The sequence below is a fragment of the Devosia sp. Leaf64 genome, assembly GCF_001421945.1.
GTDB lineage: Bacteria > Pseudomonadota > Alphaproteobacteria > Rhizobiales > Devosiaceae > Devosia.
Window position 1 is genome coordinate 479363 of record NZ_LMLO01000021.1, and the last position, 14514, is coordinate 493876.

14 protein-coding genes are annotated in these 14514 nt (G+C 59.5%); 2 read left to right on the forward strand and 12 right to left on the reverse strand.

The annotated features are described in order from the left end of the window. Positions 1 to 193 precede the first annotated feature (193 nt). Complete coding sequence (locus tag ASE94_RS15215; RefSeq protein WP_062631100.1) at positions 194 to 2197, reverse strand: aldo/keto reductase; 2004 nt, start codon at positions 2195 to 2197, stop codon at positions 194 to 196. A gap of 193 nt (positions 2198 to 2390) precedes the next feature. Between ASE94_RS15215 and ASE94_RS15220 the strand changes: the two genes are divergently transcribed. Next, positions 2391 to 3305: a helix-turn-helix domain-containing protein gene (locus ASE94_RS15220; protein WP_062631101.1), complete on the forward strand. Its 915-nt coding sequence runs from the start codon at positions 2391 to 2393 to the stop codon at positions 3303 to 3305. Positions 3306 to 3603: 298 nt separating this feature from the next. On the opposite strand, the gene ASE94_RS15225 is transcribed toward ASE94_RS15220, so the two are convergent. From ASE94_RS15225 to ASE94_RS15260, 8 genes are all read right to left on the reverse strand, one after another. Next, a complete protein-coding gene (locus ASE94_RS15225; protein ID WP_062631102.1) occupies positions 3604 to 3864 on the reverse strand; it encodes a hypothetical protein in 261 nt (86 codons plus the stop codon). 97 nt (positions 3865 to 3961) lie between these two features. Then, positions 3962 to 4873: a TIM barrel protein gene (locus ASE94_RS15230; protein WP_062631103.1), complete on the reverse strand. Its 912-nt coding sequence runs from the start codon at positions 4871 to 4873 to the stop codon at positions 3962 to 3964. Between the two features lie 15 nt (positions 4874 to 4888). Continuing rightward, the gene (ugpC, locus tag ASE94_RS15235; protein WP_062631104.1) at positions 4889 to 6001 is read right to left on the reverse strand and encodes a sn-glycerol-3-phosphate ABC transporter ATP-binding protein UgpC; all 1113 of its coding nucleotides are present in this window, start codon (positions 5999 to 6001) and stop codon (positions 4889 to 4891) included. Positions 6002 to 6008: 7 nt separating this feature from the next. Continuing rightward, positions 6009 to 6926 (reverse strand): ABC transporter permease subunit, encoded by a 918-nt coding sequence (locus ASE94_RS15240; RefSeq protein ID WP_062631105.1) that lies wholly within the window; start codon positions 6924 to 6926, stop codon positions 6009 to 6011. A gap of 10 nt (positions 6927 to 6936) precedes the next feature. Beyond that, positions 6937 to 7821 carry an ABC transporter permease subunit gene (locus ASE94_RS15245; protein ID WP_061907011.1) on the reverse strand — a complete coding sequence of 295 codons (885 nt, stop codon included), beginning with the start codon at positions 7819 to 7821 and terminating at the stop codon, positions 6937 to 6939. Positions 7822 to 7886: 65 nt separating this feature from the next. Continuing rightward, positions 7887 to 9224 (reverse strand): extracellular solute-binding protein, encoded by a 1338-nt coding sequence (locus tag ASE94_RS15250; RefSeq protein ID WP_062631106.1) that lies wholly within the window; start codon positions 9222 to 9224, stop codon positions 7887 to 7889. Between the two features lie 193 nt (positions 9225 to 9417). Then, a complete protein-coding gene (locus tag ASE94_RS15255) occupies positions 9418 to 10575 on the reverse strand; it encodes a diguanylate cyclase (protein ID WP_062631107.1) in 1158 nt (385 codons plus the stop codon). Between the two features lie 287 nt (positions 10576 to 10862). Then, complete coding sequence (locus ASE94_RS15260) at positions 10863 to 11132, reverse strand: DUF2312 domain-containing protein (protein WP_061907008.1); 270 nt, start codon at positions 11130 to 11132, stop codon at positions 10863 to 10865. A gap of 155 nt (positions 11133 to 11287) precedes the next feature. Between ASE94_RS15260 and ASE94_RS15265 the strand changes: the two genes are divergently transcribed. Continuing rightward, positions 11288 to 12604, forward strand: a complete 1317-nt coding sequence (locus tag ASE94_RS15265; protein WP_156352170.1) for a hypothetical protein — start codon at positions 11288 to 11290, stop codon at positions 12602 to 12604. On the opposite strand, the gene ASE94_RS15270 is transcribed toward ASE94_RS15265, so the two are convergent. The 3 genes from ASE94_RS15270 to ASE94_RS15280 are packed head-to-tail and all read right to left on the reverse strand — an operon-like array spanning position 12601 to position 14490. After that, positions 12601 to 13179, reverse strand: coding sequence for a hypothetical protein (locus ASE94_RS15270; RefSeq protein WP_062631109.1), 579 nt, complete (start codon positions 13177 to 13179; stop codon positions 12601 to 12603). The two genes, ASE94_RS15265 and ASE94_RS15270, sit on opposite strands and share 4 nt — an antisense overlap. Then, entirely contained in the window at positions 13169 to 13729 is a 561-nt protein-coding gene (locus ASE94_RS15275) for a hypothetical protein (protein WP_062631110.1), read from the reverse strand. Before ASE94_RS15275 ends, ASE94_RS15270 begins: the two co-directional genes overlap by 11 nt. Beyond that, positions 13729 to 14490, reverse strand: a complete 762-nt coding sequence (locus ASE94_RS15280; protein WP_156352171.1) for a hypothetical protein — start codon at positions 14488 to 14490, stop codon at positions 13729 to 13731. The genes ASE94_RS15275 and ASE94_RS15280 overlap by 1 nt, the downstream gene beginning before the upstream one ends. Positions 14491 to 14514 lie beyond the last annotated feature (24 nt).

Here is a 14514-nt window from a genome sequence, read left to right on the forward strand (position 1 = left end):
GTAATCTCACGATGGATAACATAGGGCAGGCCAATTGACCTGACAACCGCGCTTCAGGGCACAAACTGTCTTCTTTCGCCGAACAGCGCGGATGAATTCTCTACGCGGCGGTGTGAAATTATCGACGCCATTCCAGCCATTGAAAAAGGGGCCCGTTGCCGGACCCCTTGATCTGTTTCGGTTTTGTTAAGGCTTAGCCTTCCAGCCATTTCACCTGTTCTGGCGTCAGCTTGATCTCGAAAGCCTTGACGCTGTCTTCGAGCTCAACCAGACGACGCGGCCCGATCAACGGTACGCTGGGGAAAGGCTGGGCCAACACATAGGCCAGCGCCACATGGATTGGGTTGTGGCCAATCTGATTGGCCAGCTCGATGGCCCGGTCACGACGGCCAAAGTTCTGCTCGTTGTACCAAACGCGAACCAATTCCTCATTGTCGGTCTTGTCGCGACCAGCAAGGTCGGTGAAGAACCCGCGAGCCTGGCTCGACCACGAGAAGTTGGTCACCTGACGGTCGATCAGCCACTGCTTGAAATCAGGCGTCGATGACGTGACGCAGCCGCCCCAGATCGGATCGAGCATTTCGGCCAGCGCAAAGTTATTGCTTAGGGCCTGTGGCTTGGCCTTGCCCGTGCGTTCGGCATAGGCAATTGCTTCGTCCATACGCTCTTTGGTCCAGTTCGACCCACCGAACGGCCCACGAATGCGGCCAGCCTTCACCTCGGCATCCATGGCATCGACGAATTCGCCCACTGGCACATCGGTATTGTCGCGGTGCATGAAATAGACGTCGACATAGTCTGTTTGAAGCCGATCGAGCGACTGGGTCAGCTGCTTGCCGATGACGTCGGGATAGACGAGCGGCGAGTGCGCGCCCTTGCCGATGACCACGGCGTCTTCACGCACGCCGCGGCTCTTCTGCCATTCGCCAAAGAGCTTTTCGGTGTAGCCACCGCCATAGATGAAGGCGGTATCAAAGATATTGCCACCCTTTTCCCAGAACGCATCGAGCAGAATCGCGCCCGAGGAGAAGGTGCGGAAATCTTCAAAGCCAAGGGCAACTGCGGAAGCCGGCTTGTTCAGCCCCGGAATCGAGCGCTTGGTGATCACGCCGCTGTTCGGTCCCAGCTTGCGATTGTCCAAGGTGTTGACACGGTTGGTGTATTTTTCGACCGAGTACTCAATCCCGGCGTCCTTACGCCACTGATCCAGTACGCGTGCGTTGCCAAGGCTATCGCCCCAGGTCATGCCTGGCGCCGGGAATTCCTGCTTGCCTTCGAGAATGGCGAGCGAGGCGGCGTCCGCTTCGAACGAATAGACATGGGCGGTTTCATTGACCGAAACCGTTTCGGTCTTGCCGCCCTTGATGATGTCGATGCGGCCAAGGCCCTGGTCACGGTTGCCATTGGCAAACCAGAATTCCGGCACTTCGATCCGGCCTTCCGAGCCATGGATGCGCAGCACATTGTCGAGATTGGCCATCACCGCGCAAGACACCTGCGCGACGATACCGTTCTCGAACGTCAGCAGCGCCGCGGCCCAGTCGTCCGTGCCTTCATCGTTGAGCTTGGCCGTGCCAGCCACCTTAACCGGATCAGCAAACGGTTTGCCGAGCGCCGCGCCGGCAATAAGCCGCGCCATGGAAACCGGATAACCGCCGACGTCCAGAATGCCGCCGCCAGCCAATTCCGAAGCGAACAGGCGGTGCTGCGGCTGGAACTTGCCCATCGAGAAACCAAAGCTCGACTGAATCATCCGCACTTCGCCGATGGCGCCGGATTTGATCAAGTCGAGGAGCTGCTTCACCTGCGGGTGCAGGCGATACATGAAGGCTTCGCCGGCAAAGGTGCCGGCCTTCTTGTGCGCATGGAACACGGCGTCGATTTCATGAGCGGAAAGCGCCAGCGGCTTTTCGACCAGCACATGTTTGCCGGCTTCCGCCGCCTTGATGGCCCATTCGGCGTGGCCGGTATGCGGCACGGCGATATAGACCGCGTCGATGTCCTTGTCGGCGAGAAGGGCGTCATAGCCCTTCACCACGCGCACTCCCGGAAAATCTACGACCAGGTTCGGCTTGCTTGGATCGCGGGTAGCGATTGCTGCCAGAACGCCATGCTTGGAATGCTCGAGGCCGCCGCGGAATGCCTTGGCGATGCTGCCTGGGCCAATAATGCCCCAGCGAATTTTCTTGTCAGTCATGTTCTTTCCTCGCAAGGAGCCATCCCGTTTCCGGTTGGCTCGATCTTATTGCTGTCGGCAGAATCAGGTGGGCGCGGCTGACACAAGGCCCCGCGCTCTCTCCTCCCTTGCTCTTATGCCGAGCGCTACCTAAGCTAGAGACTCTATTAGAGCCGTCGCTCTTATCGGGTATTTCAAATTGGCGGATAGTAAGATGGTGGATCGCGGCTTTTATGAGCCGTCAATCAATGGCGTCGAACGCCTCCCCACCGAACTCAACATGTTCCATGCGTCTCCGCTGCTGATGCGTACGCCGCATTGGCATGCGCAGGTCGAGGTCAATTATATCGTCCGTGGCTGGGCGCATTATGCCATGAGCGGCTACGAAGTCCGCTTTTCCGCCGGCGATCTCGCCCTGTTCTGGGGCGGCCAACCCCATCGCCTCGACGATGCCTCGGACGACCTCGTTTACACAGGCGGCCATCTTCCGCTCGTTCATTTCTTCCGCCTGCGCCTGCCGCAGGACGTCCAGGCTGGGCTGATGCAGGGCGCCTCTCTCGTCACCAAGGCAACTGATCCTTCGGATACGCTCAATTTCGCCCGCTGGAACGACTATGTGCGCTCCAATGATCCGCTTCGCGTCAGCGTCGCAGTGGACGAACTCCTCCTTCGGATCGAGCGCATCCGCTTCGCGCCTTATGAGCTGCTGTCGAGCCACCCAATCCAGTCCGACGGCTCCTCGACCGACCAGCATATTTCGCCGATCGTTGTGCGCATCTGCGATTTCATCGCCGACAATTTCCGCGAGGACATCGACTCTGTCGACATCGCCGTGGCAGCCGACGTGCACCCCAAATATGCGATGACCGTCTTCAAGAAATGCACGGGTATGACGCTCAACGACTACGTCAACCTGATCCGCCTGTCTTACGCGCAGGCGCTGCTAATGCGCGACGATGAAAACGTACTGCAAATCGCCATGGACAGCGGCTTCGGCTCGCTCAGCGCCTTCAACAAGCTCTTCCGCAAGATCGCCGGCATGTCCCCCAGCGACTTCCGCCGCGATCTGCGTTCAAGGCCCGTTTCCGCCCTGCCGCCAAAGGTCGCGGCCTCGCTTTCATACAACTGAGGGATCAAGCAGTGTGTGGCGCAAGCCTTTGGCGCAACACATCGCGATGCGGCCACGTATATCGCAACACCGGCGTATCCGGGCTGCCCGGATACTGTGCCAGTATGCGCTCCTCAACCCTGCCGCCCACACGCTCATAAAGCGTCCGTGCCGGCATATTGCCCTCAAGAGCAAGAAGGGAAATCGGCGCATCCTGGAACGATGCAGGAAAGGTGTCGAGAATGGCAAGCCAAAGCCGCCGCGCCAGCCCCTGCCGCTGAAAGGCAGTGCCGACATAGAGGTGGTGCAGATAGGTGCCTCACTTGTCGCTCGGGTCGAACACGGCGCTGGTAAATCCAGCCAGCACACCATCCGCATCCGCCACCATGATCGATAGCCGCTTGGGGTCGACTGGCGCAGCAAAGCGCTCCGTCCAGAGCTTGTCCTTCTCCACCTGCAAAACTTCGGCGAAATAATAGTCGGAGAGAATGTGCCCATAGGCTTTGCGGCTCATCTCCACATGCATGGCGATGATCGCATCCCGGTCAGCGGCGCGGGCAGGGCGGATAGTGATGGGCATGGTCTGGTCCAGGCGCTGTAAGTCCTGGCGTGAATTAACCGGACAAACACGGCTGAGAAAAGGCTGGGAGGATGGAAACCACCCTCCCGCCAAGGGCTTACTGCGCTGCAACCGCTTCCGGCGTCGCCAGCCCAGCCAGTTCGCGCGCGCGGCGCAGGCTTTCCGGCTGCTCGGCGCGATAGCGATGGCCGACTTCCATCATCAGGACGGTGTCGGGCAGGAAGGTGAGTTCGGAGAAAATCCGATCCCAATCGATATCGCCCCAGCCAAGTGGCATGTGGAGATCGCCAATGCCCATGGCCGTGTTTTCCTGCGGATGGAACGGCTTGTAGAATCCCTGTGGGCGACCAAAACTGTCGTGAACGTGTAGATGGCCCGTGACCGGCGCCATGGCGCTGATTTCGCTGAAGAAATCGAGGCCACGATAGGTGCTCTCGATATAGGCGTGGCTGAAGTCAATCAGCGCCACGACGTTCGGATGGTTGACGGCCTTGACCGTCTCGGCCACCTGGCTCGGCGTCTGTCGATACTGGCCGAGTTCTGTCGTAAAAATGTTCTCGAGCGCAATACGTACGCCATAGGGGCGGGCGAAGTCGGCGAGTTCGGTGAGGGCTTCGCGTTCGCGCTGGTCGGCACCATTACGCTCGGCGATCTGGTCGGCGCGGAGGCATCCACCGTGCTGCACGATGACGCGGGCATCGACGCGGTCGCAGACTTCGATCAGGGCCTTTGCGGCATCGATCTGGTACCGTTGCGTTACCGGATCCATGAAGTTCGACGAGACAAGACCGTGGACGGTGTAGCGGAAGTCGAACTGCTTGGTGATCGCTTCGAGCCGCTGCATGCGCTCGGGGATGATGCGGCCGCCCGAAATGAGGTCTAGGCTGGTGAGACCCAGTTCGACCGTATCGACGCCCATATCGGCAAGGGCGCGCATGTCGTCGTGGAAGCTGGCGAGTTCGCCGTCGGTCGAGCCGACATTGAAGCCGGTACCAATGATATTGCTCAAGATGATCTCCAGGGGTCAGGCGGAAACGGGTGCGGAGCTGCGTTGGGTGCGGCCGGGCGCATCGACGCGGCGTCCGGTGTCGTGGCTGAAAACGTGGACATCGGCTTCGTCGAAGGCGAAGTGAACCGGCATGCCGGTGCCCAGCGCATCGCCGCGCGTATCGACGGCAATGATCTGGCTGCCATCGGCGCGGGCATAGATCAGGCGTGAGGCGCCGAGTTCTTCGGTATAGTCGACGGTCGCGTGGATCGCGTCCTTGTGCGAGGCATCAACCCGGCGCACGAGTTCGGGACGAATGCCCACGGAAACTTCATGGCTGAGGTGATGCGGCGCGAGGCCCGGCAACCGGATCATCCCGCCATTGCCGTGACGGAAATAGCCGTCTTCGGCAAAGAAGCCGCGCACGAGATTCATGGCCGGCGAACCGATGAAGTCGGCGACGAAAAGGCTCGCCGGGTGATGATAGACTTCGGAGGGCTTGCCGACTTGCTCGACTATGCCGGAGTTCATGACGATCAACCGATCCGCCAGCGTCATGGCTTCTGTCTGATCGTGAGTCACGAACACCGAGGTGACGCCCAGGCTGCGGTGGAGGTTGCGGACTTCGGCGCGCATGGCGACGCGGAGTTTTGCGTCAAGGTTGGAGAACGGCTCGTCGAAGAGGAACACTTTCGGCTCACGCACCATGGCGCGGGCCATGGCGACGCGCTGGCGCTGACCACCGGAAAGCTCGCCCGGCTTGCGGTCGAGATAGGGGTCGAGGCTGACCGATTTTGCGACCTTCAGCACCTTGGCCTCGCGCTCGGCCTTTGGCATGCCCGCGACCTTGAGCGCATAGCCGATGTTCTGGCGCACGCTCATATGCGGATAGAGCGCATAGTTCTGGAACACCATGGCGCAGCCGCGTTCGCGCGGTTCGAGCTCGTTGACGACTTTGCCGTCGATGGCAATCGTGCCGTCCGAGATCTCTTCGAGCCCGGCAATCATGCGCAACAGGGTGGATTTGCCGCAGCCCGAGGGGCCGAGGATGACGACGAATTCGCCAGGTTCGATTTCAACATCGACGCCATGGATCACGTCGTTCTTCTGGTAGCGCTTCTTCACGCCGGAAAAGCTGATCGCAGCCATGGTTGTCTCACTTGTCCTTGGTGATGAGGCCGCGCACGAACCAGCGCTGCATGAAGGCAACGATGAGGAGCGGCGGCAGCATGATGATGAGGGCGCCTGCCATAGTGACGTTCCAGTCGGGCGTACCGTTCTGGGTCGGGATCAGGGCCTTCAATTGCATGACGACGGTGCCGTAATTGGCGCGGTCGGTTGTGATGAGGAGGGGCCAGAGATATTGGTTCCAACTCGACACGAACATGATGGTCGCGAGCGCCAGCATATTGGTGCGGCTGAGTGGCAGGAGCACATCGAAGAAGAACCGGATCGGGCTGGCGCCATCCATCTTCGAGGCTTCCACCAATTCATCCGGGATAGTCATGAAGAACTGGCGATAGAGGAAGGTGCCGGTGGCTGTCGCAACGAGCGGCAGGATCAGACCCGTATAGGAATTGAGGAGGTTCCATTCGAGGCTGATGCGCACGCTCGAAACCGCCTCGACGAGCCCGGTGATCCCAAGCGTATCGAGAACGACCTGCATCGGAAGCAGCGCGTTAGCTGCGATCGCATAGGTCGGCACGATGCGCACTTCGAGCGGCAGCATCAGGGTGATGAAGATCAGCCAGAAGCAGACCATGCGTGCCTTGAAGTTGAAGAACACGATGGCGAAAGCCGAAAGGGAGGCGAGCACGATCTTGCCTGTCGTCACGCCAACCGCAACGATGAGCGAATTGAGCATTTTCGGGCCAAGATCGGCCCGGGCCCAAGCCGCCTGGACGTTTTCCCAAAGGTGGGAAGAGGGCCAGAGGACGATGGGCACTCGGCTGACTTCCTGCAGCGATTGGCTGCCGGCCACGATGACGATCCAGAACGGGACCAGCACCACAAGCAGCCCCAGAACCATCGCGGCATAAGTGACGAAATTGAAAAAGGGGGAACGTTCGATCATCTCGGCGCCCTCAATTGTAATGAACGCGCTTTTCGACCCATTTGAACTGGACGAAAGTGAGCGCAATGACGAGGAGCATCAGGACGATCGACTGGGCCGCAGCGCCCGAATAGTCGAGGGATTTGAACCCGTCGAAATAAATCTTGTAGACCATGACCTCGGTCGAGCCGACCGGACCACCTTCGGTCATCGTGTCGATGAGGCCAAAGCTGTCGGTGAAGCTCGAGATCAGGTTCATGATCAGGAGAAAGAAGACGGTCGGCGCGATCAACGGCAGTTGCAGGTCGAACATGCGGCGAACCGGCCGCGCGCCGTCCATGGCCCCAGCCTCGGTGATCGAGCGTGGGATCATTTGCAGGGCGGCGAGGAAGAAGATGAAATTGTAGCCGATGCCGAGCCAGGCGTGGCAGATAATAATCATGGCAAGGGCGTGCATGCCGTTGGTAGACGGGTCCCAAATGCCGGGCCAGATCTGGTTGATCGAGCCGATGATCCCCGATTGCGGGGCGAAGATGAACCGGAAGGCGACCCCTGCAGCAGGCGCGGCAATCGCATATGGCCAGACATAGACCGATTGGAAGATCTTTGTGCCCTTGAGCGAGCGATCGACAAAGCACGCGAGAAAGAGCGCAACCGCCATCGAAAGGCCGGTGGTGCAAAGCGCATAAAAGGCACTGCGCGCAACGGTCGTCCAATAGTCGCTATCCCGGAAGATCGCGAGGAAGTTGTCGAACCAGATCCAGCTATTGCCGCCGCCCCAGGGCTGTTCGAGCGTAAAAGCCCAATAAAGCGCTTGCGATGTCGGCCAGTAGAAGAAAACCAGGACGAGGATGAGCTGCGGGCCGATCAACAGCCAGGGCAGGACCCCATTGCGGTAATAGGCGCGTCGTTCCATCGCCGTCTCCCAAGAAAAAAGAAAAAGCACGGGCGGAGGGCCGCCCGTGCAATCGGATCAAGCGATCAGGGGAGCTGGGCGCCCTTGTAGGTCTGCTCGAAGCGACGAAGGATTTCGTTGCCCTTGGCATCGAACGCCTGGAGCGCTTCGAGAACCGGACGATCGTTGAAGAGAACGTCCTGCATGGTCTTGACCATTTCGGCGCGGATCGAGGCATAGCTGCCAAGACGGATACCGCGGCTGTTTTCGGTCGGCGGGGTGAAGGTCAGCGATTCAATGGCGACTTCGCGGCCCTTGTAGGGGGCTTCGTCATAGAAGCCATTGGCCTTCATGGCTTCAAAGCCAGCCATGGTCACGGGAACGTAGCCGGTGATGGTCGACCAGGTCTGGGCCTGTTCTGGCTGGGCGAGGTAGTTGAAGAACGCAGCAGCGCCCTTGTATTCCTCTTCCGACTTGCCCTTGAGGGTCCAGAGCGAAGCGCCACCCACCAGCGAGTTGGTGCGTTCGGTGCCTGCCCAGATCGGCAGCATTGCGTCGGTCCAGTGCACGCCTTCGGCGGCCTGCTTGCCAAAAGTGCCGTGGTCGGCGATCGAGGACGACGTGATCTGGCACTTGCCGTTGACGAAGGCGTCGTTGGCGGTTTCGCCGGCATCCTTGGATTTGTGAACGATGATACCTTCATCGTACATCTTCTTGATCCAGGTGAGCTGATCGACGAACTTGCCCTGGCTCACGACCATTTCGGCATCGAGACCGCCAAAGCCGTTGCCCTTGGTGGCGATCGGCTGGTTGTGGATGGCGGAGAACTGCTCGAACCACTGCCAAGCGCCCGACGGGTCGAACGCGATCGGGCATTCATAGCCAGCGTCCTTCATGGCGCGGGCGACGGTTTCGACTTCTTCCCAGGTCTCGGGCGTGCCTTCGAAGCCAACCTTTTCGAGCGCGTCGGTATTGTAATAGATGACGGCGGTCGAGTTGTTGAAGGGCAGCGACAGCATCTCGCCCTTCGAGGTCGAGAAGTAGGACGCGATACCCGAGAGGTAGTTGTCCCAATCGATCTGGTAGCCGTTTTCTTCCATCAGCTGGCGCACGGGGACATAGGCGCCCGAAAGCATCAGGTCGAGCGTGCCGGCGTCGAAGATCTGGGTAACGGTCGGCTGCTTGTTGGCGCGGTACGCTGCAATCGTGTTCTGCAGGTTGGCGTCGTAATTGTCCTGGCTGACGCAGACGATCTCATAATCGGTCTGCGATTCATTGAAGCCTTTGCACATGTCCTGCACGCGCTCGGACAGGTCGCCCGAAAGGCCGTACCAGAATTCGAACTTGGTCTGCGCCAAAGCCGGAGTGGCCAGCGCGAGGAGGGTCAGCGAGGAAGCCGCAGTCAGCAGCTTGATGTTTGTCATGGTAGGGCTCCGGAGAACTTGGCCTTCTGAGGCGGGCGGAGTCCTAGAGCGGGTCCTTGACGATCAGACTTCGGAATTATGACGGGGCGCCAATAGTTCTATGACGGGTCAATGACGCGCACGTGTTCACTGAGCGCGAAAATCGAGCCCAGATCATGGGTGTTCGGCATAAAAATATAAGTTTTATAGCAGTTTAGGCTGGCGTGAATTCGCGCCAGGTATTGCGGCCTTCGCGCTTTGCAGCATAAAGCGCCTGATCAGCCCTGGCATAAAGTTCATCGGCGACGCACACGTGTCCATAGGCGATGCCGACCGATGCTGTCACTTTTCGCGTCGTCCCGTTGAACCTGTATGGCTCCTGCAAGCGCGCGACGATCGTCTGCGCGAGGAGGCGCGCCACATCCGGTCGTTCGTCATCGAGCACCACGGCAAATTCATCTCCGCCAATGCGGGCCATCAACGTGTCGGGGCCACAACACTCAGCCATGCGCTGAGCCGTCTCGATCAGGCACGCGTCGCCCGCCGCGTGGCCGAGCGTGTCGTTGATACCCTTGAATCCGTCGAGATCGAGCAAAAGCAGCGCCCCGACCGGCTCTTCGAGCCGGGTCTGGAAATGCATGCGATTGGCTAGACCGGTCATGGGATCGGTATTGGCCAGCCGTCGCGTTTCCTGCGCCAGCACCTTTTCTTCGGTGATGTCCTGCTTGATGCCAAAGATGCGGGTTGCCTTACCGTCTTCCACATCGACAGTACCGGTAATCCGGATCCAACGCTTCTTGCCGGTGGCCGTTTTTATCTTGGCGTCAAAGCGCATCGAGCCACCAGTTTCGATCGCTTGGCGACGGACTGCCTCCATGGCCGAGCGCGAGTCAGGCGCGTACATCTCGAGGATCAATTGACGCGGCACGGCAGAGCCCGCCGGCAATTCGAAAAGCTCGTAAACCCCTTCGGACCATTCGATCTGCTCGCCCGGCAACTCACAAGACCAGAAGCCGATCGCGGCCGTCTTCGCCGCCCGCCGCAGCCTATGGCGATACTCCATCGACCCTGCGCGGACGCGGGCCAATGACATCTGCGCCGTCAAAGCATCAAGCTTGAAGAGCAATTGCGCGGCCTTGGTGGCCAGAGGTTTCCTGGTCAACCAGACCACGAGCCAGCGGTCCGCCGCATCGCCATAGGACATGATGGGCGCTGCAAAGACCGTCGATTTGCCGACGTCGAAGCAGCGAACGCCTTCACCGAGAGCGGGAAGGACGGGCAAAATCGCTGCGCCACCAAAGGCGAGCCATTGACCGTCCGGCGTGGCAAAGCCCGCGCCATCGACAGCCAACGCTGCAGCAAGGCGCGTCAATGCACGAGCATCTCCCAAAGGAGACGGCTCAAAGTCCTGCTCTCTGAACTGATCGACGAACACGGATCGACACACCGAACATGGGCGACGGAGACAAAAATCCGCTCGCGCAATTTCAATCTATATCCGGAATTTTCCCAATGCCCGGTTAAGAGCCTACGCGCAGGTGGCACGGCATCGGGATGCTTTGCCTACACAAGTTTTAAGTGCCGGCACAGAATTTGGGTGGATTCAAAAGTTAGTCCGAGCACCGCCGTTAGTCTGGCGATGCTCCTGTCTGATCTCGATTAGGCGGCCTTCGATTGCTCGCCGTCTGGCGCACTGTCCATGGCGCGCATGTAGAGGTCGAGCAGCGTTTCGTGCTCGTCGCGTTCGTTGCTGTCTTGCTTGCGCAGCTTGATGATTTCCTTGATCACCTTGATGTCGAAGCCTTCGCCCTTTGCCTCGGCAAAGATCTCTTTCTTGCCCTCGTTGAGCTCGGCGATCTCCGCCTCGATCTGCTCGACGCGTTCCACGAAAGACCGGATACGGCCGCCTGCAATGCCTGCGTCGCTCATGATGACTCCTTTGTTAAATCGAGGCAGATCATCAAGTCGCCCGATAAACGAAAGGTAAAATTGCCTCGCCTATCCACAGAACCAGCTCGTTCAGGATTGGCCTTGCCGTCGGAGATGGTCTTGGTGGTGCATTGGCTAAATGCTATCCAGTTCCCATGCCTAACCCAGACTCCTCCGCCGTTGTCCGCGGCAGCGCTCAGACCGTGGTAGACCTGTTTCGCCTGATGGCCGCTTTGCTGTGGCGCTTCTGGCCTCAGCTCGCGGCAATCTGGCTGCTCGGCTTTATCGGCAACCTCGTGTTGAATGAATTCGCCGCCCTGCTTGGGCGCTGGAATTCGCTGGCGGGTCTTTCGGTGCTAGCAGTTGTTGTGCTGCTCAAGCTGATCATTATCGTCGCGCTTTTTGAAACGGTGAGGCCGGCCCTGCCGTCGCTTGAAAAAGCGTCGAGGGCGGTGGCGGACCAGAGGGCTGAGACCGCTAGCGAAGACAAAGAACCGACAGATTTTATCACCGTACTGACGCTGACCCTTGTCCCCTTCTTTGCGTTTTATGCTGCGTGGGGCTTTCTGGGCGATACGCTGCGCGATTATTCGCGCCTCGCCTTCAGCCTCTTTCTCGCCGGTGAGCAAAAAAGCCTCTTGGAGGTGACTGGTGGTGCCTGGTTGACGGTGCCCATCGTGGTCGCTTGGGCCGTCCGACGGTTCGCCAAAGCCATGCACAAACGATCGAAGGCCCGGATTTGGCCGGTGCTGACAGTGCTGTGCGAGGCGAATTGGGCCTTCATCGGCATTTTCGCGCTTTCGCAGTGGCAGGGTGACATTGTCGCCTGGTTCAGCCAATTGGCCGATATGATCGGTTCGGTCCTGGGCGCTCTCTCGCCCATTCGCGAAGCGGCGGCGCAGCCCGTTCTTCCGACGCCACCTGAATTTGCATCGCCACCGGCCGGCCCACGGCTGATCAGCCTCTTTTTCTATAGCCTCTATCCCGTGGTCTGGCTCGCCATCGCTGCCCTTGTCTACGGCTACGATATCAATGCTGCGCCCGCGATTGCAGAGGGGCGGTTCGCAAGGGTCGTGTCTCGCTGGAAGGCGCTTCCCAAGACGGTCCGCCAGTTTATCGCGCGCTTCGGTGCTGGAACCGTAAAGCGCTATCAAGCGCTTGCCGAAGGAATAGGACTGACGCTGAAATCAGGCTCTGTGCTCATCGTCACCGCGATCGTCCTATATCGCGTTCTTGACTGGCTCTCTGCCTGGGCCTGGTATGGCCTCACCCAAGTTATCGGCCCGCACGATCTGCCGCTTTGGCAAATCATCGCCCAGGTCATCTCGCCTTTTATCGGCACGCCGAGTGATCCTGGCGAAGGCCTTTTGGTGACGCCGATCAAGATTTGTCTCCTCGCCGCGACATTGGAGCTTGGCTTCGCGCGTGGCCGGCAATGGCGCGGCCGCAATCAAGCGCCAGCGGTGGGCTAGCTGCGATCAAGGCCGAGCGGAAACTCGATTGCTGCAGGCCTCAAGGCGCCGACACTTAGAGTGACGGAGAGCGCAGGAACGGCACTTGCAGGAACAACGAACTTTTCTTCGATTGTCGCAGTCTCATTTGCAGCAGGTGGGTTGAGCGATTTGATGCCGCAGCCGTCGAGCGGCTCGGCCACCGGGTCGAGATCCCGGCTGAGATCATCCGATAAAACCACGTCGAGCGGCAGCCAGCGGCGACCAGTGCCGTCGCCCAAGCTGACTTCGCATTGTCCCCATCCTTCGCCAATGGTCTGCGTTGCAGTCGCTGAAAGCCGTACGATCACAAGTCGCATTTCGCCAGGAAGAACAACCTCCGTGTCTCTCCCGTCGCCGATCAGGCGTGCCTGCGCAATGCGCCACGTGGCGCCTGCATAGTCAGGTTCGGTCGGCCCCGGCTGCACATCGGTTTCAATGCGATGCCGGTATTCGTCGACATTGCGCCATGCATTGATACCGATCGCCGCGGCGACAAGCACCGGAAGGCTTGCAAGCGACAGCCATCGGATCTTTCTCTCGCGATCAGATGCCATCTGGGCCAATGTCCAGTCGGTCTTGCGGTGAACCAGGGAGGGGAGTGAGCGAGACAGAAATTTCATCCTGAAGTTGCGGGTCGTATTGTTCGGAAACGACCAAGGTCATCTTGCTCAGTTCGTCCTCGGGAATTTCGAAAACGAACAGTCCCGTCGTCGGCAGCCCCGGCTGGACGATTTTCGAAGCGAGAACGTCCGGCGCCCCTCCCGCCCGCTGCGATTGGCGATAACGCCGGCCTGAGGCTCCGATAAGCGTCGCTGCACGAACGGGCATGGTCTGCCGGAAATCTTCCAGCTTGGCTGAAACGACTACCCACATCCCCGAGGTGTCCAGCTCCACCGCCTTGCCGAACTGATCATAGGCAAGGACGCGCGCTTGCTTCACCGTGGCAACGTCGATGGCGAACGTCGCACTCGTCACCCTCTCGGATTGTGGTCCCGCCGTCTTGATTGGCCCGGTCAGCATTGCATAGGGCGGCGTCGTCGTTTGCAGCATGGCCAGCACAAGCGCCGTCATCCCCAGCGCAAAGATCCTCAGCAGGTGCCCCATCAATTCCCATCCCCAGAGGCAACCTCGGAAAGGGGAAACACGACTTCCGCCACGTCACCCGTCGGGAACCAGCCGGGCGCTGCATAGAGATTGTCACGCGGTTTGAATGCGGCGCCCTGGACATGAACTGTGAGCGTCTCAGGCAGTCGGAGATCCACCGGCACTTCCCAAACCGCGGCGACTGTTTCAGGCATTCGGGGCTGCAAATCCCACAATATGCTTCGGTCCCGCAAAAGGTAGAAATCAGGCTTTGGAAGATCGGGAATGTCGGAGAGGACGAGAAGGTCGCCGTAAAGATTTGAGCTTTCCGACGAGATATTTTCCAAAGACATCTCCACGACCAACGCCCGTTTGTCTGGCGACACCGCCAGGCCATTGGGTAGCTCAGACGTCACTTGAGCCTTCAAAACCGATAGGGTCCACCGACCCGCAGAGATCGGAGTGCCGACGTCCACCTGAGGCACTGCGGTGGCCACTTTCTGCTGAGATACCGAATATCCCAGGGAAAGCAACGCAGCCGATACCCCACCAACAGCCGCCAACAGCTTGGTGCGCCAGCTCTTGCGGGCCGTCTTTGTATCTTCTTCCGTCAAGCCGCTGATTTCCTTCAGGCGTGCAGATGCTTTGGCCGTGCGCAACATCCCCGAACGGCCAAGACATTGCAACACTGCGATTTTCCGTGCTGCACTGAATGACTGGGCGAGCTGACGCTCGTCGACACAATGGCCGATCTTATCATTCCATTCACCATCATCGCCCAAGATGAGATGCGCGATCGAGTACTG